This is a genomic window from Chryseobacterium sp. C-71 (assembly GCF_020911865.1).
In the GTDB taxonomy this organism is placed as follows: Bacteria; Bacteroidota; Bacteroidia; order Flavobacteriales; family Weeksellaceae; genus Chryseobacterium.
This window is the reverse complement of the sequence record NZ_CP087131.1, coordinates 2,723,274-2,745,581: the sequence shown is the minus strand read 5'-3', so window position 1 is coordinate 2,745,581 and position 22,308 is coordinate 2,723,274. Positions and strand designations below refer to the sequence as shown.

The window sequence follows — 22,308 nt, the reverse complement described above, 5'->3', positions numbered from 1 at the left end:
ATTGTAATTTTTAAAATCTAAATTGTAGGTTTACGAAGTAAGATCTTCCTTGAGTGTACCAATATTTCGGAGCAAACAATGTCATTTCTCTGTCATTATCTTGTCTGAAATCTGGGAATTTAGCATTTCTTGTTTGTTCAAATCCTCCTGTAATATATCTTGTATTATCAAATACATTATTTACGGTTGCAGAAATCAACACATAATATTTACCAATTACCCAAGATTTACCCGCATTTACATTAAAGAAAAATGCTGAAGGCAATTTATTTGGTTCTAAAACTCTTCTTAGTTCAGATTCAGAAAGATCATAATAAGGAGTTCCTGAATTATTATTCTGAATAAAAGATTCAGTTCTGATTAACGCTGAAGGATCTAAGTAGTTATCATCTAAATAATTCCAGTTTGCACCTGCCCACCAATATTTTGGAGAATTATACCTTAAACCTAATGAATACGCTTGCTGAGGAGTTCCGCCCTGACGGTAATTTTTGATGTATGCTTTTCCTAAGTTTACATAAGAAAGCCCGTTTGAGAAAGTTCCCGTTGCATCAGAAGCAAAGTAAGTTACAGGATCATTTTGATAAGTAAATTGTCCTACACTCGCTAAACCTTGTACAGATAAAGTAGGAATAACTTTCACATCAATACCTAATTCTGCGCCCAGATTTCTTCTTTTCACATCAGTCATTACCTGAGTTACAAAAGCACTCTGTACCATTGTCTGATTACCTTCAGAATCAGAATTATTAAGCTGAATTCCGTCTGCAAAGAATCTCTGTACCGTAGTTTCGTTGCTTGAGTTAATCAAATACCCTGTCAATCTTAACTTTAAGAATGGTGAAGAAATCACGTAGCTTAAATCATTCGCACTGATTACCATATTCTGAACATTCGGCGCAACAGAACCATTTACTCTAGGATTGATAAACAAATCTTCTAAATAAGGACTTTGCGAAAAGTAAGCTCCATTATAAACAAAGAAATTTCTTCCGTCTATTCTGTAAATTGCCTGCCCCTTCAAACCGTAATTCCAGAAGTTATAATCTTTACCTTTTCCGAATGAATCTTTGTATAAATAATGATTAAACAAACCTTCTCTGCTTGAAGATGAATATCCTGCCATTGCAGAAACAAAAACATCAAATTTACCTGTAGAAAGTTTAATCCCCGGATTTATTTTAAATTCTTGTCTTCTGAAAATGTAGTCGTAAGTCATTTTATCACCTACCTTTTTCGTTACATTTTCTTCACCTTCGTTGAACAACCCTGATTTCCCAGGCTGGTTTGTAGCAGCAAAAGGATCACGGTTTAAAACAAAATCTGCCCCTAAAAGATCATTTACTTCTCTATATTGCTCAGAGCGGTAGTTTTGATAAGAAAGGTTTAATAAAAATTTGGTAGTATCATTAAAGTTGTGAGTAAAATGAGTTGCAGCATTGAAGATTTTATCATCGCTTACATCATTTACAAGATAATATAAAGCTCTTCTGCCAGTCTGTCCGTAGTAACTTCCTGCTGGTTGTTGCATATTTCTTCTGTACAGATTATCCCAATTAAGCTGAGTAATATTTGGGTCGGCGTTTTGCCAAGCTGCTAAAGAAGTTTGATAAGCATCCTGAGCTGTTGTCTGTGACACACCTTGAGGAGGTGTAACGGATGCATTAGGATCCAAAGAATCATAATAACTTGGTAAATTTCTGTAGTAAGTTGGCGAAGGATTCTGTACATTCTGCCAATCTAAACGAGAACCTTTATCTTTCCCGAATTGATAAGAAACTGATGTCCAAAGACTTGATTTTGGAGTAATCTTCCAGAAATCCTGAAGCTGGAAAATAGGCTGAAAACCTTTTCTCACTCTTTCACTTCTCTGTTTTCCATCCTGATATCCCCAATATGAATTATAGTGAACACCTCTGTAGTCATAAACCTCCTGCGTACTCGGACTTGAAGTAGATCTTCTGTAAGGAGCAGCAATAAAGTTGAATGTCATGCTGTGCTTGTCGTTGAATTTTTTCTCAATTCCTAAATACGCACCATATGCATCATAGAATGTACCTTCCTGAATCCCTTCTTCAGCCCATCTTCTTGCACCCATTACCGTAAATGCCCAACCTTTACTGTTCATTCCAGAACTGTATCTTAAAGATGTTCTATTTCTGTAGTTTCTGTTGGTAAGCGATTGTGTAAACTGGAATCCTTTTCTGTATTCGCTGGCTTTCGTGTTTTTGTAGATTACCGAACTGTTACCCCCGAAAGCATACTCTGACGGTGTATGGTTCTGAGAAATTTCAGGATATCTTGTAATCTCGTTAAGGCCTCCCCAGTTTCCAAAATCTACATTTCCGTTATCAGATTTGATCATAGAGACACCATTCAGCATAGTTTCTCCCATTCTTCCATCAATTCCTCTAGGTCTGAACCAATAAAAACCTAAATCAAAAGCTGCAATTCTACTGAAAACATCCATAGAAGACTGCAGTAAACCTACCGTAGAAGCCTGGCTGCTGTTGTCTTCATCATCATCACTTTCGATAATCGCCAATCCTTGATCGGCGCTTGTAAGACTAGAATTTAAAGTGAGAACTCCCAAATCCTTTCTTTTCTCATCACTGGTTACATCAAACTCCATTACTTTTGTTTCGTAATTGGGTTTTGTAATCACCAACTGGTAATGCCCCGGCATCAAATCTACAAGCTGAAAATAACCAATCTTGTCTGCCGTCACATCATTTTCCGTTCCTTTTACATCTACTTCAGCCTGTTCGATAGGCTTTCCTTGAGCATCTTTCAAATATGCAAAAACGGTGGTCTGTGCAAAATAAAAAGAAGCAGGAAGTAAAGTAAATAAAGAGACTAATGATAATTTTTTAATCATGCGTATATATACTTAGTTTTAATACTTTTAAGGTTAGTTTTCAACAAGTTAAAAACTTTTGGGGCACAAATTTAATAAAAATTTATATTTAATAATTTTTTTAACGTTATTATTTGTTAACATTGTTAATTTTCTATAATGTATCACAAATGTGTTTAATATTTAGATGATAAATTTATATTTAATTAAAATAGTATGAATTAAAAAAAAGTAAATTTGCAGATTAAATACTTGTAATATTCTAAGATGAAAAATTTTTTAAGCTTTGTGGCATTCATTTTTTCGATGATGATATTTGCACAACAAGGAAAAGTAAAAAGAGTTGCAGCCGTAGGTTTCTTAAATGTTGAAAACCTTTGGGACACCATTCGTTCTGCAGATTATATAGATGGAACTAAAGATAAAACCAATCCTGCATTTCATAGAAGCATACCATTAGATTCCATTAAGTTTTTGGAGGCAGAAAAGTATGAAGGACAGTGGAGCGACGGTTTGTTGGTAGGTAAAAAAGCGGTAAGATACCAAAGCGGTGCAGAAGAATTCACACCAGCCAGCGGAAAAAACTACAATACCAAAATCTACAAGAAAAAGCTCGAAAATTCAGCAAAAGTAATTGCTGAATTAGGTTCTCAATACACAAAAACAGCTCCTGCGGTGGTAGGGCTTATAGAAGTAGAAAACAGACAGGTCATTCTGGATCTTGTAAAGCAACCCGCTTTGTCAAAGTACGATTATGGTATCATACATTACAATTCGTACGATTACAGAGGAATTGATGTTGCTTTAATCTATCAAAAGAGAAGATTTACGGTTACCAATTCTCTAAAAAAAGAGTTGAAAGTATATGGTCCTGATGGAAAAAGAGAATATACGAGAGATATTTTGGTAGTTTCCGGAATTTTAGACAACGAAAAAGTAGCTTTCTTTATGAATCACTGGCCATCAAGAAGAGGTGGCGAGGCTGTTTCTTTACCTAAAAGAAATGCAGCAGCAGCATTATTGAAACAACAAATGGACAGCATCAGAACTGAAGATCCTGCAACAAAACTTTTTGCCATGGGAGATTTTAACGATGACCCAGTAAGTGCAAGTTTAAAAAATCATTTGAAAGCAGCTGCAAGTGAAAAAGATTTAAGTGACGAAAAACCTTATCTTAATCTAATGTATCCTTTGTATAAGAAAGGAATCGCTTCATTGGCTTATCAGGATGCACCCAATTTATTTGATCAGATTATTGTATCTAAAAATTTAGTCTTAGATAAAAATCCAAAAGAATATTCTGTTTATAAAGCTGAAGTTTATGCTCCTGCATATTTAGTAAACAAAGAAGGAAATTACAAAGGCTACCCTTTCCGATCTTGGAATGGCGACCAGTTTACAGGCGGCTACAGTGACCACTTCCCGGCGTTTGTTATTTTACAGAAAGAACCATAAAACATAAAGCACTCATAAACGAGTGCTTTTTTTGTGTAACTTTATGATTATGAAAAATTTAATCTTAATTATAATCTTTCTCATTATTCCGTTGAAGTTTACTGCACAATCTTTACCTAAAAATGAAAAAGAAGAATCTGCAATGAAACCTGAGAAAAATAATGACGGCGAATGGGAACTCACTGTGATTGATACTCAGTTTGATTATTTTTTGAACGCCATCGCTCAACCCATCAATCAATATTCTGAATCTACATTAAAAAACAGAAACAGAACGCTTGTTATAGAATGGAATTCTTACTACACTTCTGGAAGATACAGAAACGTGATAGAATCTGCAATTGATTATGACCCGAGAGAAAACTACGGAATTAAGTTCGAATATAAACTGTATCAGGTTTTCGCCTACGTCAACTGGAAATATAAACTCAGAATGAACGGTCTTGCAGCATCAGATGCCACAAGATTTTAAACAAAAAAGGTTCAGAAAATTCTGAACCTTTTTATACCTCAATTAAAGATAATTATTTATTAAATAACTCTTCAACTTTATCCCAGTTAACTACATCAAAGAATGCAGCTACATAATCAGGTCTTCTGTTTTGGTAATTTAAATAATAAGCATGTTCCCAAACGTCTAATCCTAAAACCGGAGTTCCTTTAGCATCAGCTGTTGGCATCAACGGGTTATCCTGATTTGGAGTAGAAGTTACAGATACAGATCCGTCTTCGTTCTTAACTAACCAAGCCCATCCAGAACCGAATCTTGTTTTTGCAGCTTCAGAAAAATCAGTTTTGAATTTCTCAAGACCACCATAGTTTTCGATAGCAGCTTTTACGCTTCCTACTGGTTCTTTGCTTCCGCCAGGAGTTAAAATCTCCCAGAACAATGAGTGATTGAAGTGACCTCCGCCATTATTTCTAACAGCAGGTTTTTCAACACCGTTTCTGCAGATATCTTCGATAGACAATCCTGCAAGATCAGTACCTTCAATCGCTTTATTTAAATTATCGATGTAAGCCTGGTGGTGCTTTGTATGGTGAATCTCCATAGTTTTTGCATCAATTGTAGGCTCAAGAGCATCGTACGAATATCCTAATTTTGGTAATTCAAATGACATAAGTTTAATTTTTAATGTTAATATGTAAATTTAGCCAATATTTAAGCCAATATCAACAATTGCAGATTATTTTAATAAATCTTTAACATTGATACTTTAATTTAAAATTTTGAACTGTATTCAAATAAAAAAAGCACAGACCTCAATCTGTGCTTCGTATAAACAATATTAACGTATGTCTATCTATTCATAGACATTAAAAATTCTTCGTTGTTCAGAGTTCCTCTGATATTTTTGTTGACAAATTCCATCGCTTCGATAGGATTCATTTCTGAAAGATATTTTCTGAAAATCCACATTCTCTGTGAAGTTACCTCATCCAGCAATAGATCATCTCTTCTTGTACTTGAAGAAACCAAATCAATAGCAGGATAAATTCTTCTGTTGGCAATTTTTCTGTCTAACTGAAGCTCCATGTTTCCGGTACCTTTGAATTCTTCAAAAATAACCTCATCCATTTTAGAACCAGTATCAATCAATGCCGTTGCAATAATCGTCAATGATCCTCCGTTTTCGATTTTTCTTGCTGCACCAAAGAATCTTTTGGGTTTATGTAGAGCGTTAGCATCTACACCACCTGAAAGCACTTTTCCTGATGCCGGAGTTACCGTATTGTAAGCTCTTGCTAATCTTGTAATTGAATCTAATAAAATAACCACATCGTGACCACATTCTACCATTCTCTGAGCTTTCGCAAGAACTAGGTTAGCCACTTTTACGTGTTTATCGGCAGCCTCATCAAATGTAGACGCAATTACTTCAGCATTTACACTTCTTTCCATGTCGGTAACTTCTTCAGGACGTTCGTCGATCAAAAGCACCATCATATAAACTTCCGGGTGATTGGCTGCGATAGAATTAGCAATATCTTTCAGCAACATTGTTTTACCGGTTTTTGGCTGGGCAACAATCATCGCTCTCTGACCCTTTCCAATCGGTGCAAATAAATCGACGATTCTTGTAGACATCGTAGAATTATCTCCTGAAAGATTAAATTTCTCTTCCGGGAAAAGCGGAGTTAAATATTCAAAAGCAACACGATCCTTGATAAATGCAAGATCGCGTCCGTTAACTTCTGTTGGTTTTAATAAAGAAAAATATTTTTCACCTTCTTTTGGCAAACGTACAATACCTCTTACAGTATCTCCTGTTTTTAACCCAAAATTTCTGATCTGTGCAGTAGAAACATACACGTCATCTGGTGAAGAGATATAACTGAAATCTGATGAACGTAAAAATCCGTAGTTATCAGGCAGAATCTCTAAAACACCTTCAATGCTTACCATTCCGTCGAAATTGAACTCTTTTCTGGATTCATTTTCTTCCTGTCTGTCAGAATTTCTGTTCTGATTTTGATTAGGATTTTGGTTTTGATTAGGGTTGTTTTGGTTAGAATTCTGATTTTGATTATTGTTCTGATTTCTGTTTTGAGGATTTCCACCGTTTTGCTGTGGATGGTTTGGACCTTTTTGGTTCGGATTCTGACCTTGTTGTTGTTGAGGTCTTTTAGGTCTTTCTTCTCTCGTCTGTGCTTGTGCAGGAGCTGCGGCAGCTACTTGAGAATCTGTATTTGTCGGAGTTTCTTCTTTTTCCTGAGTTTGTTCTTCAGAAGTATTGGTAGGAGCTACTCTTTTTCTTTTTTGTTTTGAAGCATTATTTGCAGGTCTTTCTTCTACAGCACCTTTTGCAGGTTCTTTTATGATTGCCTCTGCAATAACTTCTTTCTCGTCTGTTGCTTCCTCAGTTTTGGCAGGTTCTGCTTCTTCTTTAGGAGTTTCTGTGGCAACTTTTGGTCTTGCCGGTTTTTTGGGTGCTGGTTTTTTAGGAGCAGTTTTCACCACTTTTTCTGCTGCAGCAGGTTTTTCTTCAGTTTCAGTGTTGCTTTCTGTAGTATTGAAGTAATCTTTTGCAACTTTAGGGTTGGAAGCCTGAAAATCAAGAACTGCGAAGATTTTATCATTATCTGTGCTGTTTCTTGCAACCTTAACGCCCAAATCTTTGAGGATTTTAGTCAATTCCGTTACGGATTTTGACCTTAACGTTTCTATGTTAAACATATATAAAGTAAAAATGTAATTAGTTGTGAGTAAGAAAAGTAAGTCCGGTGACTTTTGTTTTCAAGTACATTGTATAATGCAAATCTACACTTATTTTTGAATTGTGCAAAATTTATGTTATTTTTGCTGAGAATTTAAAATTCTATGTTACAGAGAATACAAACTATTTGGATTTTGCTATCCGTTCTGGCGGCGGCATTCCTATATATTACAGGGCAGGATGTAGAAGTTTTCGGAAATGTTCCGATTATCAGCATCGCATCTATTGTTTTGGTTTTGATAGGCGCATTCAGTTTGTTTAGCTTTAAAAACAGAAAAAGACAAATCATGCTGAATAACATCAGCATCATTATAAACGCTTTGTTGATTGGTATATTGGTGTATTGGGTACAAAACTTATCCGGAGGAATAGATTTTCCTGAGAAGGGTATTGAGCCGGTTTTCCCATTGATTGCGGTAATTTGTTTTTTTATAGCAAATGTTTTTATCAAAAAAGATGAGAGGCTCGTAAAATCTGTAGACAGACTCCGATAACCTAACAATGATTTTTTTTGAGTAAGAACAGCTTCTTTTGGAGCTGTTTTTTTATTGGTTTAATAGTCAAAAATAGTTGGTAAAATTCTTTGTATTGCCGATTGTTACTGATGATTTAGAAAGTTTATTGAACTTTGTTTCAATAAACTTTTTTTATGGCTGGAAATTCAAAAAAAATCGTTGTTGGAGTTGCGAAAGTCTGGATGTGATTTCTTGGGGAAAGCAAAATGGTAAGCGTCGTTTTAAATGTAAAAATTGCGGCATTTGTTTTACTTCAGAAAATAAATCTGTGAGCCTAAAAAACAAAGAAATTTGGTTTAGAAAATGGATTGTCGGTAAACAGACTTATGAGCAGATTTCCGCAGAATCAGGGTATTCGGTAAGTACTCTTCAGCGGTATTTTAATGTGATGCTTAGCAAAGCGCCAAAACTCAATTACAGCCAGAACAAGGAGGCTTATTTGCTGATTGACGGCACTTATTTCTCAAATGATCTGTCTGGTGGTTTATAGAGACAATGTTTTTAAGCAAACCCAACTTTACAGAATTACTGACGGAGAGCATTATGAAGAATTGAAAGAGGATTTGGAAAACATTCTGAATTTAAGAATAAAAATAGGCGGGATAACCTGCGATGGCGACAAATCTCTACTGAAAGCCATCCGAAAAGTCTGCCCGAAAGTTCCTGTTCAGAGATGTTTGGTGCATATTCAGAGAATGTGCAAAATATGGCTTTCAGCTTATCCAAAGTCTGCAGCGGGTTTTGAGTTACGTGAAATAGTCTGCAAGATTCATTTTATTGACAATGAAGCTAAAAAGCAGTATTTGATCAAAGAATTTTTGGATTGGTCTGAGAAAGATAAAGATTTTTTGAATGAAAAATCATACAGCCAGGAAACCGGAAGATATTGGTACACGCACAAGATGGTAAGAAGATGTTTTTCGGTTATCAGAAAGGCTTTACCCAATATGTTTACGTTCCTGCAAAATTCTAAAATTCCGAAAACAACAAACGGCATAGAGTCTTTTTTCGGTCATCTGAAAGGTCATCTCAATATTCATCGGGGACTTACCAAAAGTCGAAGAAAAAAGTTTATCCAATAGTATCTTTTTTATAAAAATCTAAAGTCGTAAAGGTTTTTTAAGCCATAGAGCTGTTCCAATAATTTGCAAAAAAAGGATGGCAAAAGCCATCCTCTAAACTATTGTTTACAGCGTTGATTGTATTGCTGATGAGTTGCTCCTCAGCATTGCTCATTTCCTCTTCCAATCAACCGTCAAATATTACGAATTATTTTTGTGAAAAACACCAACTATCTTTGACCACATTACCTTTTTATTTCTTATTTAAAGTGAAGACTCATAAATTTTCTGAGATGTATCAGTTTTGTTTTAAATTTGTCTCAGATTCAATTTTAAATATATTTTCCATTAATCTTAATGCAACATTTCACATAAAATTGCGACAGATTCAATTAAAATAAATATTCAATATGAAAAAACTAACCTACCTTATTCTATCTTTATTCTCTGCAACAACTTTTGCACAGGAAGTATCTACAGAAAGAATTAAAACGGTGATCTCTACTTTGGCTTCAGACGAAATGAAAGGCAGAGAAATAGGAACTCCTGAAAATGATAATGCAGCGAATTATATTGCAACACTTTTTAAAGAAAACAATTTAGAATACTGTACCGGAAATTCGTATCTCGTTCCTTTTGATTACAAAGGAAAAACCGCATACAACGTTTGTGGAATCAAAAAAGGGAAATCTGAGAAAACTTTAGGCTTTTCAGGTCACTTTGATCATATCGGAGTGAGTAAAAAAGGAGGTGAAGATATCATCTACAATGGTGCTGATGACGATGCCAGCGGAATTACAACTTTGGTAGGAATAGCTGATTACTTTAAAGATAAAAAACCTGAGTTCTCTATGGTTTTCATGGCATTTAATGGCGAAGAAAAAGGTATGCTTGGCTCGACAGCGATTGCTGAGGATAAAGGTTTAGATAAAATTTATAAAAATCTTGCTGCCCTTTTTAATTTTGAAATGGTTGCCACAGAATCTGAATTTGGAAAGAATGCAGTATTCATCACAGGTGACGAATTTTCTGACCTTGATGAATTGTTTAATCAAAATGCTGTAAATGAGTTAAAAATATACCCTGATCCTTATGCATCAGAGCAATTATTCTACAGATCAGACAATGTGAGTTTTGTGAAGAAAAAAATCATTGCGCATTCTATCTCTACGGCAGATATGAGCAAAATTAAGCATTATCATCAACTGAATGATGACATTAATGTTGTAGACTTTGATAATCTTACCCAGTTGATTAATAATTTCGGGAAGACTTTAGAAAAATTAAACACAAAAAACTTCAATCCGAAGTATAATGATAAAGTAAAATTCAATTAAAAACGTCTTATCATTATATTTTAATTAATTTTGCTATCCAATTTTATTGAATGAACGAATATAAAAAAATACTAAAATTCGCAAGACCCCACCGTAAGTACATTTATGGAAGTTTGTTTTTCAACTTACTGTATTCTGCATTTCAAATTGCTTCTTTAGGTACTATCCTGCCAGTTTTGGGAATGCTTTTCGGAACTATCAAACCAGAGAAATATGAATCTGCGCCCGTTTACTCCGGAGACATTATAGACTTTTTTACTTTTTTAAAGGAATACTCCAATTATTATGTTCAAAGTTTAGTTACGGAGTATGGCTCTTTGAAGGTACTGGCATGGCTTTGCGTTATCACCGCAGTTATGTTTCTGCTACGAAATATTTTCCGTTATTTAGGTTCATTCCTTTTGATTAATTACCGGGTAGGAGTTACCAAAGACCTTCGTGGAGCGATGTACAGAAAAATTCTTTCTCTTCCTGTTTCTTTTTTTACAGAAAGCAGAAAGGGAGATATGATGTCTCGTATGTCAAATGATGTAGGTGACGTTGAGGGCAGTATATTGGGAAGCTTAGTAGATCTTATCAACGCTCCTTTTATGTTAATCAGCACATTGGTTACTTTGTTTTTCTTGAGTCCGGAAATGACTCTTTTTTCCCTCCTTGTGCTTCCTATAATGGGAACGATGATTGCCCTTATTGGAAAAAGCCTTAAAAAGGATTCTCATGAAGCTCAAAACGAGATGGGAAATATTTTCTCAATCGTTGATGAAACATTAAAATCTAATAAGGTAATAAAGATTTTCAACGCTGAAAAAATTATGAACAACCGTTTTATGCAGTCGATGCAAAAATGGATCAACAGCTCAATAAGCCTCGGAAGAAAAAAAGAATTAGCATCGCCTATGAGCGAATTTTTAGGTTCAGTAACTTTCTTAATTATCGCATGGTATGGTGGAAAACAAATCATCGTAGATCAAAGCATTTCACCAGCTGATTTTCTTGTTTTCTTAGGTATTTTCTTTCAGATTTTACCACCTATGAAAAGTTTGTCAACCTCTATTTCGAACGTTCAGAAAGGAGAAGCTTCTCTAACAAGAGTTTTGGAAATCCTTGATGCTGACATTAAAATTGAAGAAGTTGCAGAACCTGTTTCAATTTCTAACCTTGATGCTCATATTGAGTTCAAAAATATTGGTTTCTACTATGATAAGTCTAATTTAATTCTGAAAAATTTTAATTTAAAAATACCTAAAGGAAAAACTGTAGCACTTGTAGGACAAAGCGGAAGTGGTAAAACAACTATCGCTAATCTTTTGGCAAGATTTTACGATGTTTCTGAAGGTGAAATTTTAATCGACGAAACCAACATTAAAAATTTAAAACTTACTGAGTACAGAAAGCTGTTGGGAATGGTAACTCAGGAATCTGTTCTCTTTAATGATACAGTTTATAACAATATTTTGATGGGGAAACCTGAAGCTTCCAGAGATGAAGTGATTGCTGCAGCTAAAATTGCCAATGCAGACTTATTTATCACTCAGCTTCCAAATGGTTACGATACCAACATCGGAGACGACGGAGGGAAGTTATCTGGCGGACAAAAACAAAGAGTTTCTATCGCAAGAGCGGTTCTCAAAAATCCACCAATCATGATTTTGGACGAAGCAACCTCTGCTTTGGATACAGAATCTGAAAAATTTGTACAGGATGCTCTTGAGAAGATGATGGAAAACAGAACATCATTAGTAATTGCTCACCGACTTTCAACTATCCAAAAAGCAGACTGGATCGTTGTAATGGAGAAAGGCGATATTATGGAGCAAGGAACTCACCAGGAACTTATGGCAAAACGAGGAACCTATCACAAGCTCGTAGAGCTGCAAAATTTTGACTAATTAAATCTTTTTAAATTTATTTAAAATGAACCCCATACAAGAGTACTTCTTCAGAATCAACGAACCTGAGCGAAGTACTCTTTTGTTTTTAAGAAAGAAGATTCTAGAATCTGATCCTGAAAACATTACTGAAACTTTAAGCTTCGGACTTCCATTTTTTAAGTTTAAAAAGAAAATGCTGTGTTTTCTGTATTACAGCAAAAAGCATCAGAAACATTACATCAGCTTTTATCATGGTGACCGATTAGATTACCCCGAATTGATTTCAGAAGGCAGAAAGAAGTTTAAAATCCTTTTGATTGATATGGATGAGGATTTGCCTGTAGAATTAATATTGGAGTTAATCAATGAGGTTAAAAAGCAAATCAAATAACAATCAAAAATATCAATGTAGATCAAACTAAAAGACCACCTCTTTCGAGACGGTCTTTATCTATTTTTTGTAATTGCTAAATACTAATCTTTCATTCTGGCAATCACATCTATTCCTCCTTTGGTCTTATCACCAATTTTGCAGATGATCTCAGTATCCAATGGCAAGAAAATATCCATTCTTGAACCAAATTTAATGAAACCAAACTCATGTCCTGCTTTTGCTGCATCGCCTTCATTACAATAAAAAACAATTCTTCTCGCTACATATCCTGCAATCTGTCTGAAAACAACTTTATGATTCGTCATACTTTCTACAGCCACCGTTGTTCTTTCGTTTTCTGTAGAAGATTTCTCGTGCCAGGCTACCAGATATTTTCCGGGATGATATTTTTTATAAATTACATTTCCTGAAACAGGGTATCTACAAATATGAACATTCAACGGAGACATAAAGATAGAAACCTGAATTGCTTTTTCCTTTAAAAATTCAGTTTCTTCAACTTCTTTAATCATGACTACTTTACCATCAACAGGTGCTATGACATTTTCCGTATGATCTAAAATATCACGATTCGGAACTCTGAAAAACCAAAATACCAAAGCATAAATAACTAATATTGGTATGATGATTACAAGCGACCACATTTCCAGGAAATAGATAGCTACCGACGCAATTATTGCAAACAATACACTGGCAACTACGATGGTGCCTTTCGATTCTTTATGTAACTTCATGAGTTTATATAAATTTTTCTAAAATAAAATACAAATATACGACAGGAACGCAGATTAAAAAACTATCCAGCCTATCTAATACACCACCATGCCCAGGAATAATGTTTCCGCTGTCTTTTACCCCGAAAGTTCTTTTCAGCTGGCTTTCTACCAGATCTCCCAAAGGCGCAAATGCTGCAATCAGAAAACCAACAACCATCCAGTTTCCGCGAAGCTGTGGCTGATACATTTCAACAAAATAAGAAAAAAATAATGTAAGTACTACTCCACCGGCATACCCTTCCCAGGTTTTTTTAGGCGAAATCTTAGGTGCCATTTTATGTTTTCCAAAAAACTTTCCAACCAGATAAGCAAACGTATCACTGCTCCAAATTAAAATAAAAAGGAAAATGACTTCCAAAGAAAAATTGCTATCGTAAGAAGAATATTTAGGCAAACCTAAGGCAAATGAGAATGGTAAGGCTACATAAATTACTGTGAAAATGAGCTTCCCACTATCAAAATACAGTTCACTTGTGAATTTAAATAAAGTAACTACCGCAATCACAACTAGTGCCAACGCAAGGATTTCCGTTAACCTGAAATTGAAATAAAAGTCGTGATAGAAATACCGTTTAGAGAACATATAGAAAATAAGCAGGACAATGGGCAGAACTACCCACTTTTCGTAACCATTGCCAAATTTCATGATCTTGATGCACTCCCACGTTCCTACCAGCAAAAGAAAAGTGATCAATCCGTAATACAAATATTGCTGCTTTACAAGACCCGGCGAAATTTGATCGAGAAGCTGAGCTCCCAATGGCGTAGTACAGAGAATAATGACTGCAATGTAAACAATCCCCGAAATGGTTCTCTGAATAAGATTTTTGTCCAAAATTTAAAATTTAGATTGTTTCTAGTCTTCTAATAACAGCAGAAACAGCTTGGTATTATTGTTTGTTGCGGTATCTAGCTTAGAATGATTTCCGCTTATTGAAGTAAGATTTTTGATGTTTCCGCTACGCTTTATTTTCCCCATTGCATCATTCAGATTATTAACGATCTGAGAAACGTTTGCCATCACAACAATTTTTGACGGAAGCCTTGAAGAGTGATAATGCAGAATATTATTATGAGAAAGCATTATTCTGCCGTCATACGCAATAAGATATTCGCAAGTGATAAATGCAGCATCGTTGACCGTTTCAAGTTGTTGTGTATGAGAAGCTTTTACAACATTCAAAAAATTTTGTAAATCTTTGTCACAACAAAACACAGAATTTATACCCTCAATCTTTAAGATCTGGTTTAATGTCTGCAAAGCTTCAGCTTCATCAGCACAATAATTAAAAAAACCTCCGGAATGGGTAAACAATTGGGCGAACTTATAATCAAGATCAGCGTTTTTCAGCGAATCTCCTAGCTTCTCCAGACTTTGCTTGTCATCTTCCTCAGGCTGATTAGTTAGTTTGCTTACAATTCTCTTAAATAAACTCAACTTAATGTATTTTTAGTCAACTTACTACAAAAATAGAAAATTAATTAGAATTGCTTCTAATAATATTGCTTTAAAATGAAAAAACCCGGCAATTTTACAATTACCGGGCTGTATTCAATTGAATATAAATATTTTAAAGCTGAGCAGGACTTTCTGGTGCCTGAATCTCACTTTCTTCTACTTTTTCATGGATTGGAATAGTATTCGTCACCGGTCTCTCTGTCAATTCAGGATCCCAAGCTCTTTTACCGAATATATCCTCAAGATCTTCACGGAAAATCACTTCTTTTTCTAAAAGTTTATTCGCCAAGGCATTCAGTTTATCTTTGTTTTCACTCAAGATTCTAACTGCTCTTTCGTATTGATGTTCAATAATCGCCTTGATTTCTGTATCAATTTTAGAAGCAGTAGCCTCAGAATAAGGTTTCCCAAAATTGTACTCTGACTGCCCCGAACTGTCATAGTAAGAAATATTACCAATATTAGGACTCAATCCGTAGATGGTAACCATTGCCTGAGCTCTCTTAGTTACTGTTTCCAGATCTGAAAGTGCACCTGTAGAAATATTATTAAATATAACTTGCTCAGCCGCTCTACCTCCCAATGTAGCACACATCTCGTCCAGCATTTGTTCTGTAGTGGTCAACTGTCTTTCTTCAGGAAGATACCAAGCTGCACCCAATGAACGCCCTCTCGGAACAATCGTCACCTTCAATAATGGAGAAGCATGTTCTACCAACCAAGAAATTGTTGCGTGACCAGCCTCATGGAATGCCACTCTTTTCTTTTCAGAAGGCTTGATGGCCATATTTTTCTTCTCAAGGCCACCGATAATTCTGTCTACAGCATCTAAGAAATCTTGTTTGTTAACAAATTCATGACTGTTTCTTGCTGCAATCAATGCTGCCTCATTACAAACATTAGCGATATCCGCTCCACTGAAACCTGGAGTTTGCTTTGCCAGGAACTCCCTGTCTATAGTCTCATCCAATTTGATCTTCTGTAAATGAACATCAAAAATCTCTCTTCTTTCGTGCAATTCCGGAAGATCAACATAAACCGAACGGTCAAAACGACCAGCTCTCATTAATGCCTTATCCAGAATATCAGCTCTGTTGGTTGCTGCCATTACGATTACGTTCACGTCGGTTCCGAAACCGTCCATTTCAGTAAGCAATTGGTTCAATGTATTTTCTCTCTCGTCGTTTCCGCCAGAGAAATTGTTTTTTCCTCTTGCACGTCCGATCGCATCAATCTCATCAATAAAGATAATTGCTGGAGATTTTGCCTTTGCCTGAGCAAACAAATCTCTTACTCTTGAAGCTCCTACCCCCACAAACATTTCCACAAAATCTGAACCTGACAGTGAGAAGAAAGGAACTTTAGCTTCACCTGCTACAGCTTTCGCCAATAAGGTTTTACCTGTTCCCGGAGGGCCTACCAAAAGTACCCCTTTAGGAATTTTACCTCCCAATTTCGTGTATTTTTCAGAGTTTTTCAAGAAATCTACAACTTCCTGCACCTCTTCTTTAGCTCCTTCTAATCCTGCAACATCCTTAAATGTTGTCTGAATTTTTTCTTTTTCGTCAAATAATTTGGCTTTAGATTTACCGATAGAGAAAATCTGTCCTCCCGGACCTCCGCCACTTCCCATTTTTCTGAAAAGGATGAAGTAGAACAATCCTAAAATCGTAATCCAGATAAGAGCCTGAATAAGAGCACCCATTAATGCACTCTCACCTTCTGCATAATCTTTAGACGTTTTGATTGCCGGATTTTGGCTTTTTATAGATTCAAATTTCTCTAAGAACAGCTGTAAATCTCCATACTTCAGGCTATAATCAGCCTTTGCAGTAGACATACCTAAATTCGAAAAAGGATTTGCCTTGTCATCTTTCGTCACTGTAGCTGTTTTGGCAGCTTTTGTTAAAAATACTTCAGCTTTTTGAGCTTGTTTATCAATCAATACATTCTGAACTTTCCCCGCCTGCATTTCTCTAAAGAAAGCATCTTCATCAATAGATTTTGCATTGTTGCCACCTAAAAAGTTTGAGGCAAAAAATAACAAAAGGGCTATTATAGCGATTGGGAAAAACCAGTTAAATCCTTTATTATTCATTTAATACTTTTAAAATTTATACTTCACTTTCTATTTTGGTGATTTTTGCATCACCCCAAAGTTCTTCAATATCGTAATACTGACGAGTTTCTTTCTGGAAGATATGCACCACCACGGTTACATAATCTACCAAGACCCACATTGAGTTTTCTGTACCCTCTACGTGCCAAGGTCTGTCCTGAAGATCATTTCTCACCTTTTTTTCTACACTTCCTGCTAATGCCGAGACTTGTGTATTTGAGTTACCACTACAAATTATAAATGTTTCTGCTACCGAGTTTTCAATTTTTGAAAGGTCGAAAATCATAATATCTTCCCCCTTTACATCCTGGATAGCTTCTACAATTTTATCTATTAGCGCTTGCTTTTCTACTGTTTTGTTCATTAAAATATACTATAATCTGCAAATTTATTGTTTTTCTTTTACTTTAACCTTACTTTTAGGGCTTTAATGTCTTAAAGTTTTCATAAATGACCGATCTGTTTTACCAAAAAGAGTGTTCTTCTACTAATGACGAAATATCTCAGGTTTTACTTTATCCACATTCAAATTTTGTTGGTCTGTATACTTTTAATCAAACAAAAGGAAGAGGACAGTATGGAAATATTTGGGCTTCCCATCCTGAGCAGAATCTTGCATACACCATTGCTGTAAAAACTCAGGACATCAAACTCAGTGATTTCTTGTTCAATTATTATACCGCAACAGCAATACGCCAGCTTCTTGCCAAACTGACCGAAAAAACAGTGAAGATAAAATGGCCAAACGATATTATTTTAGCCAACAAAAAACTAGTCGGAATTCTGATCGAAAAGAAAAAATTCAATGGAGAAAATTATTTTATTATTGGAGCAGGAATTAATGTTCTTCAGGAAAAATTTGATGAAATTTCTAATGCAGGCTCAATCTTAACCCAAACCGGTAAACGATTAGAATTACAAAGTTTCACTAAAGATTTGCATGAATTTTTAGTTGAAAAATTTAAAAATATAGATTCTGAAGAAGATGTTTTAGAAGAATTTAATCTAAATCTATTCAGAAAAGATGAAATTTCAGTGTTCGAAATTGACGGAAAGCGACAAAATGGCATCATCAGAAAAGCCGATGAAAAAGGTAAAATCTGGATTGAATTTGAAGATGAAACAAAATCGTTTTATCATAAAGAAGTAAAACTTCTTTACTGATTGGCTCTTCTGATATACAAGATTAAAGTCAGTGGAAAAAAGATAATATTCGGCATCCACATCGCTAATGATGGAGACAAAATTTTATTCTCTGAAACCACTTTTAGAGCCTCAAACGAGAATACAAATACGAACGCTAGAGAAATCCCTATTGCTAAGTTAATTCCCAAACCGCCTCTTTTCTTTTGAGAAGAAAGTGAAAGTGCTAAAAATGTCAGTAAGATAATTGACACAGGCATTGAGGTTCTTTGATGAAACTCATTCAAGTGCGCATTCAGATTGCTGTTTCCTTTTTCTCTTTCTCTATCGATGAATTTTATAAGCTCAGGAGTTGTTTTATTTTGACCTAAAAGTTCATTCGGAAATAACTCTTCTGGTGCCTGACCATAACTTTTTCTCAACTCAAAACCCTGACCCAGCTTTTCTGAATCATCTTTATTAATGGTTTTTTCGAGAAAACTATTCAGTACAAATTGCTTTTTAGCAGGATCCCAGTAAGCATCATTTGCCTTCAGTTCGTAAGTCAGTTTACGGTTTTTATCAAATTTTTGGTAGACAAAGCCGTAGCCACGATATTCTTTTTTATTCCACGAATTGATGAAGATATATTCCGTTTTGCTTAATTGCGCAGAAACCGGAGCCGTACCCAGAATTTTATCTTTATTCGTCTGATTATAAGTATATGCTTCGAGTGCATTTTTCTTAATATTTGCCCACGGCAATACGAAGTGATTGACGACCAGAGAAAGTAAAGCAATGAAAAGAGAAGTCAGCAAATAAGGTTTTGCAAATCTGTGAAAACTCGCACCGCTACTGATAATCGCAACAATTTCCGTATTATTTGCCATTCTGGAGGTGAAATAAATCACAGAAATAAATACCAAAATCGCCAAAAATGTAACGACCAGATTGATAATCCAGAACGGATAAAAATGGATAAGGAAATAGGTTAAATTTAATTTTGGATCAAGAGCAGTCGCATTCTCAATTCTCGGAATTTTTTGCTGAACGTCAATTACCAAAACAACCGTAGACAGCAATATCAGCATAAAACCAAAGGTTCCAAGGTATTTTCTTACGATATATCTGTCTACAATCTTAAACATGAAATAATTTTAAAGTCTTTGTCTTAAAACAGGAACTACAGAATTTTTCCATTCGTAGAAATCTCCCGCTAAAATATGTTCTCTCGCAACTTTTACCAAATCTAAGTAAAAAGCCAGATTATGAATAGAAGCAATTTGTTTTCCTAAATATTCTTTCGAAACGAATAAATGACGCACATACGCTTTAGAATATTCTCTATCTACAAAACTTGTCCCGAACTCATCTAACGGCGAAAAATCTTTCTTCCATCTTTCGTTTTTAAGATTCATGACGCCTTGCCAAGTGAAAAGCATTCCGTTTCTGGCATTTCTTGTAGGCATCACACAATCCATCATGTCAATTCCCAAACCAATAGATTCCAAAATATTCCAAGGGGTTCCAACTCCCATCAGGTATCTTGGTTTGTCTTTAGGTAAAATATCGGTCACCTCATCGGTGATTCTGTATAATTCATCTTCCGGCTCGCCAACAGAAAGTCCGCCGATGGCATTTCCTTCCGCACCAGCTTCTGCAATAACTTCTGCCGAAATTTTTCTTAAATCTGAATAGGTAGAACCTTGAACGATTGGGAAGAATCTTTGTTTGTATCCGTATAATTCAGGATTTTTTTCATTCCAATCCATGCATCTTTTTAACCAGCGATGGGTCATATCCATAGATTTTTTCACCTGATTGTAGTGTGCCGGATAGGCAACACACTCGTCAAAAGCCATGAAAATATCAGCTCCAATCTGTCTCTGGATTTCCATAGATTTTTCCGGAGTAAACAAGTGAACGCTTCCGTCAATATGAGATTTAAATTTCACACCTTCTTCAGACATTTTTCTCGTTCCTGAAAGTGAAAAAACCTGAAAACCACCAGAATCGGTAAGAATCGGAAGATCCCAATTCATAAATTTATGCAAACCACCAGCTTCCTCCATCACTTCCATACCCGGACGAAGATAAAGATGATAAGTATTTCCCAAAATAATCTGAGCTTTAATATCATCTCTTAATTCTCTCTGATGTACGGTTTTCACACTTGCAACAGTTCCTACCGGCATAAAAATCGGAGTCTGTACGACACCGTGGTCGGTAACCAATTCTCCTGCTCTTGCCTTTCCTTGCGAAGTTTTTTCTATCTTAAAAAATTGCTGCATATTTTATCTTACTAATTTGGGAAGATTTGTGTCGGGTTTAGATTTTTTCTCCACAAAACCTTTTGCTTTCGGGTCTTTCTCTAAAAGAATGACTTGTGCATTATCCACAATTTTATTCATTTTTCCTATTGCTACATAATATTTATAGCTTTCAACAAAATCGTCAGCTTTTACATTATGCGTTTTAAGGATAAATCTCGTTCCGCTTTCTAAATTTTTACCTTGAAATGTATTGGTCACCTGATCATTGATTGCCAAATCTGCCATAATCTCAGACATTGTACTTTTATCCAAAAGATTTTTAGGCTTGTCAACATATTCGCTGCAAGAAACCACAAACACAAACATCAAAAGCGCGCTTAGTCTTTTCATAATTTATTGATTAATGATTTCCACTTTAAATTTAAAACACCAAATACCGCTTCATGAATGATGCCACCGTTCATTTTACTTTCACCCAATTCTCTGTTGGTAAAAATAATCGGGACTTCTACGATTTTAAAACCTTTTTTGAAAGTTCTGAATTTCATTTCAATCTGAAAACCATAGCCTTTTAATTTCACATTATCTAAACCTATTTCTTCTAAAACTTTTCTTGAAAAGCAAACAAAACCAGCTGTAGTATCGTGAATGGAAAGTCCGAGAATAAACCTCACATATTTCGAAGCAAAATACGACAGCAAAACCCTTCCCATAGGCCAGTTGACCACATTCACACCTTTTGAGTAACGAGATCCAACTGCCATATCAGCATTTAGGCAAGCATCAAAAAGTTTGGGTAAATCATTGGGATTGTGCGAAAAATCGGCATCCATCTCAAAAATATAGTCGTAATTGTTTTGCAGCGCCCATTTAAAACCATGAATGTAAGCTTTCCCTAATCCATCTTTAATATGTCTTATCGACAAATGAAGAGTATGCGGGAATTTTCTCTGTAATTCTTTAACGATGTCCGCCGTTTTGTCGGGCGAAGAATCGTCTACAACCAAAACATGAAACCCCTGTTCCAATGCAAAAACAGCAGAAATTATCTTTTCGATATTCTCCTTTTCGTTGTATGTTGGAATGATGACGAGTTTTTTCATTTCAATTGGCAAAGATAAGTTATTTAAGCTTTTTATTTTATACAAAATAATCTATAATTTTGCAAAAAATTATCCGTTGCCACAATCTCAAGATTTTACCAACCAAATAAGAATACCCGAAAATAACGATTGGGTAGTTTTTATACTTATAGGATGCCTTTTCCTGTATATTTTTATGATGAATGTCATAGAACGGGAAGCCAATCTCAAAGATTTTCTTCTGCAAAAGTACTTTGACTCGAGCAACAACCTGCCAAGCTGGATGATCACTTCTTGTGTGATTACATTAAGTTTAGCCGTTTTAATCTCGCAGTATGTTCCGGTAGTCCCAGAATATGCAGCAAAATTGAAGATTTTCGGATATCAGATGAATAAATTTGGATATTGTCTGGCCGCCGTTTCATTATTTTATTTCCTCCGAACAGCATTAGGTTTTTTATTTTACCAAAGCATCGGTGACGGAAAAAAATGGACTATTTTTTATTTTACCTCCACTAAATTTCACTTTATTCTGTCAATTTTAGTAATAATCTTATGTATAACCCACTATTATTTCCCAATCGATAGAAATGAAGCGTTTTTATACTACTTTTTCTTTTTTATGTTTGTCTTTGTGTTTAAAGTATTTTTCTATTTATTTCACAGGAACAACATATTACCTCAAAAATGGTATTATAAATTTTTGTATATTTGCACGCTTCAAATAGCACCTTTATTGTTGCTTTGGAAGTTATTATTTATTTAATAG

At 35.2% G+C, this 22,308-nt stretch carries 22 protein-coding genes; 10 read left to right on the top strand and 12 right to left on the bottom strand.

Annotated features, from left to right (window positions below):
* Positions 1-10: 10 nt before the first annotated feature.
* Positions 11-2,878 (bottom strand): carboxypeptidase-like regulatory domain-containing protein, encoded by a 2,868-nt coding sequence (locus LNP04_RS12580; RefSeq protein WP_229983306.1) that lies wholly within the window; start codon positions 2,876-2,878, stop codon positions 11-13.
* A 246-nt stretch (positions 2,879-3,124) separates the two neighbouring features.
* Here LNP04_RS12580 and LNP04_RS12575 point away from each other — a divergent pair, with 246 nt between their 5' ends.
* Both LNP04_RS12575 and LNP04_RS12570 read left to right on the top strand, forming a co-directional pair.
* Positions 3,125-4,312: an endonuclease gene (locus LNP04_RS12575; protein ID WP_229983305.1), complete on the top strand. Its 1,188-nt coding sequence runs from the start codon at positions 3,125-3,127 to the stop codon at positions 4,310-4,312.
* A gap of 49 nt (positions 4,313-4,361) precedes the next feature.
* On the top strand, positions 4,362-4,784 hold the full coding sequence (locus tag LNP04_RS12570) for a DUF6146 family protein (RefSeq protein WP_229983304.1): 423 nt from the start codon (positions 4,362-4,364) through the stop codon (positions 4,782-4,784).
* Between the two features lie 52 nt (positions 4,785-4,836).
* On the opposite strand, the gene LNP04_RS12565 is transcribed toward LNP04_RS12570, so the two are convergent.
* Entirely contained in the window at positions 4,837-5,433 is a 597-nt protein-coding gene (locus LNP04_RS12565; protein ID WP_229983303.1) for a superoxide dismutase, read from the bottom strand.
* Positions 5,434-5,612: 179 nt separating this feature from the next.
* Complete coding sequence (gene rho, locus LNP04_RS12560; RefSeq protein WP_229983302.1) at positions 5,613-7,490, bottom strand: transcription termination factor Rho; 1,878 nt, start codon at positions 7,488-7,490, stop codon at positions 5,613-5,615.
* Positions 7,491-7,634: 144 nt separating this feature from the next.
* On the opposite strand from rho, the gene LNP04_RS12555 reads away from it, so the two are divergent.
* The 6 genes from LNP04_RS12555 to LNP04_RS12530 all read left to right on the top strand — a co-directional run bounded on the left by LNP04_RS12555 (position 7,635) and on the right by LNP04_RS12530 (position 12,705).
* On the top strand, positions 7,635-8,024 hold the full coding sequence (locus tag LNP04_RS12555) for a DUF4293 domain-containing protein (RefSeq protein ID WP_229983301.1): 390 nt from the start codon (positions 7,635-7,637) through the stop codon (positions 8,022-8,024).
* A 289-nt stretch (positions 8,025-8,313) separates the two neighbouring features.
* Positions 8,314-8,535: a hypothetical protein gene (locus tag LNP04_RS12550; RefSeq protein WP_229983300.1), complete on the top strand. Its 222-nt coding sequence runs from the start codon at positions 8,314-8,316 to the stop codon at positions 8,533-8,535.
* Complete coding sequence (locus tag LNP04_RS12545; protein WP_229983299.1) at positions 8,525-9,127, top strand: transposase; 603 nt, start codon at positions 8,525-8,527, stop codon at positions 9,125-9,127. The genes LNP04_RS12550 and LNP04_RS12545 overlap by 11 nt, the downstream gene beginning before the upstream one ends.
* Before the next feature lie 389 nt (positions 9,128-9,516).
* On the top strand, positions 9,517-10,443 hold the full coding sequence (locus tag LNP04_RS12540) for a M28 family peptidase (protein ID WP_229983298.1): 927 nt from the start codon (positions 9,517-9,519) through the stop codon (positions 10,441-10,443).
* 50 nt (positions 10,444-10,493) lie between these two features.
* Positions 10,494-12,332 carry an ABC transporter ATP-binding protein gene (locus LNP04_RS12535; protein ID WP_229983297.1) on the top strand — a complete coding sequence of 613 codons (1,839 nt, stop codon included), beginning with the start codon at positions 10,494-10,496 and terminating at the stop codon, positions 12,330-12,332.
* Positions 12,333-12,357: 25 nt separating this feature from the next.
* A complete protein-coding gene (locus tag LNP04_RS12530; protein ID WP_229983296.1) occupies positions 12,358-12,705 on the top strand; it encodes a DUF1801 domain-containing protein in 348 nt (115 codons plus the stop codon).
* Positions 12,706-12,788: 83 nt separating this feature from the next.
* Here LNP04_RS12530 and LNP04_RS12525 read toward each other — a convergent pair whose 3' ends face one another.
* The 5 genes from LNP04_RS12525 to rsfS all read right to left on the bottom strand — a co-directional run bounded on the left by LNP04_RS12525 (position 12,789) and on the right by rsfS (position 17,426).
* Complete coding sequence (locus tag LNP04_RS12525) at positions 12,789-13,442, bottom strand: phosphatidylserine decarboxylase family protein (protein WP_229983295.1); 654 nt, start codon at positions 13,440-13,442, stop codon at positions 12,789-12,791.
* Between the two features lie 4 nt (positions 13,443-13,446).
* A complete protein-coding gene (locus LNP04_RS12520) occupies positions 13,447-14,319 on the bottom strand; it encodes a phosphatidate cytidylyltransferase (protein WP_229983294.1) in 873 nt (290 codons plus the stop codon).
* A 21-nt stretch (positions 14,320-14,340) separates the two neighbouring features.
* Positions 14,341-14,922 carry an LUD domain-containing protein gene (locus tag LNP04_RS12515; RefSeq protein ID WP_229983293.1) on the bottom strand — a complete coding sequence of 194 codons (582 nt, stop codon included), beginning with the start codon at positions 14,920-14,922 and terminating at the stop codon, positions 14,341-14,343.
* A gap of 133 nt (positions 14,923-15,055) precedes the next feature.
* On the bottom strand, positions 15,056-17,041 hold the full coding sequence (ftsH, locus tag LNP04_RS12510) for an ATP-dependent zinc metalloprotease FtsH (RefSeq protein ID WP_229983292.1): 1,986 nt from the start codon (positions 17,039-17,041) through the stop codon (positions 15,056-15,058).
* Positions 17,042-17,057: 16 nt separating this feature from the next.
* On the bottom strand, positions 17,058-17,426 hold the full coding sequence (gene rsfS / locus LNP04_RS12505) for a ribosome silencing factor (RefSeq protein ID WP_129535260.1): 369 nt from the start codon (positions 17,424-17,426) through the stop codon (positions 17,058-17,060).
* 86 nt (positions 17,427-17,512) lie between these two features.
* On the opposite strand from rsfS, the gene LNP04_RS12500 reads away from it, so the two are divergent.
* Complete coding sequence (locus tag LNP04_RS12500; protein WP_229983291.1) at positions 17,513-18,226, top strand: biotin--[acetyl-CoA-carboxylase] ligase; 714 nt, start codon at positions 17,513-17,515, stop codon at positions 18,224-18,226.
* On the opposite strand, the gene LNP04_RS12495 is transcribed toward LNP04_RS12500, so the two are convergent.
* The 4 genes from LNP04_RS12495 to LNP04_RS12480 are packed head-to-tail and all read right to left on the bottom strand — an operon-like array spanning position 18,220 to position 21,560.
* Positions 18,220-19,332: an LptF/LptG family permease gene (locus tag LNP04_RS12495; protein WP_229983290.1), complete on the bottom strand. Its 1,113-nt coding sequence runs from the start codon at positions 19,330-19,332 to the stop codon at positions 18,220-18,222. The two genes, LNP04_RS12500 and LNP04_RS12495, sit on opposite strands and share 7 nt — an antisense overlap.
* Positions 19,333-19,341: 9 nt before the next feature.
* Complete coding sequence (tgt, locus tag LNP04_RS12490; protein ID WP_129535263.1) at positions 19,342-20,475, bottom strand: tRNA guanosine(34) transglycosylase Tgt; 1,134 nt, start codon at positions 20,473-20,475, stop codon at positions 19,342-19,344.
* Between the two features lie 3 nt (positions 20,476-20,478).
* A complete protein-coding gene (locus LNP04_RS12485) occupies positions 20,479-20,847 on the bottom strand; it encodes a DUF4296 domain-containing protein (protein WP_229983289.1) in 369 nt (122 codons plus the stop codon).
* Positions 20,844-21,560 (bottom strand): polyprenol monophosphomannose synthase, encoded by a 717-nt coding sequence (locus tag LNP04_RS12480; protein WP_229983288.1) that lies wholly within the window; start codon positions 21,558-21,560, stop codon positions 20,844-20,846. The genes LNP04_RS12485 and LNP04_RS12480 overlap by 4 nt, the downstream gene beginning before the upstream one ends.
* Between LNP04_RS12480 and LNP04_RS12475 the strand changes: the two genes are divergently transcribed.
* Positions 21,541-22,305: a DUF4271 domain-containing protein gene (locus LNP04_RS12475; protein ID WP_324292093.1), complete on the top strand. Its 765-nt coding sequence runs from the start codon at positions 21,541-21,543 to the stop codon at positions 22,303-22,305. The two genes, LNP04_RS12480 and LNP04_RS12475, sit on opposite strands and share 20 nt — an antisense overlap.
* Positions 22,306-22,308 lie beyond the last annotated feature (3 nt).

Excerpts from the sequence above, each read along its gene's own strand:
- LNP04_RS12580 (WP_229983306.1), bottom strand. The coding sequence starts at position 2,878 with ATGATTAAAAAATTATCATTAGTCTCTTTATTTACTTTACTTCCTGCT.
- LNP04_RS12575 (WP_229983305.1), top strand. The coding sequence starts at position 3,125 with ATGAAAAATTTTTTAAGCTTTGTGGCATTCATTTTTTCGATGATGATA.
- LNP04_RS12570 (WP_229983304.1), top strand. The coding sequence starts at position 4,362 with ATGAAAAATTTAATCTTAATTATAATCTTTCTCATTATTCCGTTGAAG.
- LNP04_RS12565 (WP_229983303.1), bottom strand. The coding sequence starts at position 5,433 with ATGTCATTTGAATTACCAAAATTAGGATATTCGTACGATGCTCTTGAG.
- rho (WP_229983302.1), bottom strand. The coding sequence starts at position 7,490 with ATGTTTAACATAGAAACGTTAAGGTCAAAATCCGTAACGGAATTGACT.
- LNP04_RS12555 (WP_229983301.1), top strand. The coding sequence starts at position 7,635 with ATGTTACAGAGAATACAAACTATTTGGATTTTGCTATCCGTTCTGGCG.
- LNP04_RS12540 (WP_229983298.1), top strand. The coding sequence starts at position 9,517 with ATGAAAAAACTAACCTACCTTATTCTATCTTTATTCTCTGCAACAACT.
- LNP04_RS12535 (WP_229983297.1), top strand. The coding sequence starts at position 10,494 with ATGAACGAATATAAAAAAATACTAAAATTCGCAAGACCCCACCGTAAG.
- LNP04_RS12530 (WP_229983296.1), top strand. The coding sequence starts at position 12,358 with ATGAACCCCATACAAGAGTACTTCTTCAGAATCAACGAACCTGAGCGA.
- LNP04_RS12525 (WP_229983295.1), bottom strand. The coding sequence starts at position 13,442 with ATGAAGTTACATAAAGAATCGAAAGGCACCATCGTAGTTGCCAGTGTA.
- ftsH (WP_229983292.1), bottom strand. The coding sequence starts at position 17,041 with ATGAATAATAAAGGATTTAACTGGTTTTTCCCAATCGCTATAATAGCC.
- rsfS (WP_129535260.1), bottom strand. The coding sequence starts at position 17,426 with ATGAACAAAACAGTAGAAAAGCAAGCGCTAATAGATAAAATTGTAGAA.
- LNP04_RS12500 (WP_229983291.1), top strand. The coding sequence starts at position 17,513 with ATGACCGATCTGTTTTACCAAAAAGAGTGTTCTTCTACTAATGACGAA.
- LNP04_RS12495 (WP_229983290.1), bottom strand. The coding sequence starts at position 19,332 with ATGTTTAAGATTGTAGACAGATATATCGTAAGAAAATACCTTGGAACC.
- tgt (WP_129535263.1), bottom strand. The coding sequence starts at position 20,475 with ATGCAGCAATTTTTTAAGATAGAAAAAACTTCGCAAGGAAAGGCAAGA.
- LNP04_RS12485 (WP_229983289.1), bottom strand. The coding sequence starts at position 20,847 with ATGAAAAGACTAAGCGCGCTTTTGATGTTTGTGTTTGTGGTTTCTTGC.
- LNP04_RS12475 (WP_324292093.1), top strand. The coding sequence starts at position 21,541 with ATGATGACGAGTTTTTTCATTTCAATTGGCAAAGATAAGTTATTTAAG.
- LNP04_RS12480 (WP_229983288.1), bottom strand. The coding sequence starts at position 21,560 with ATGAAAAAACTCGTCATCATTCCAACATACAACGAAAAGGAGAATATC.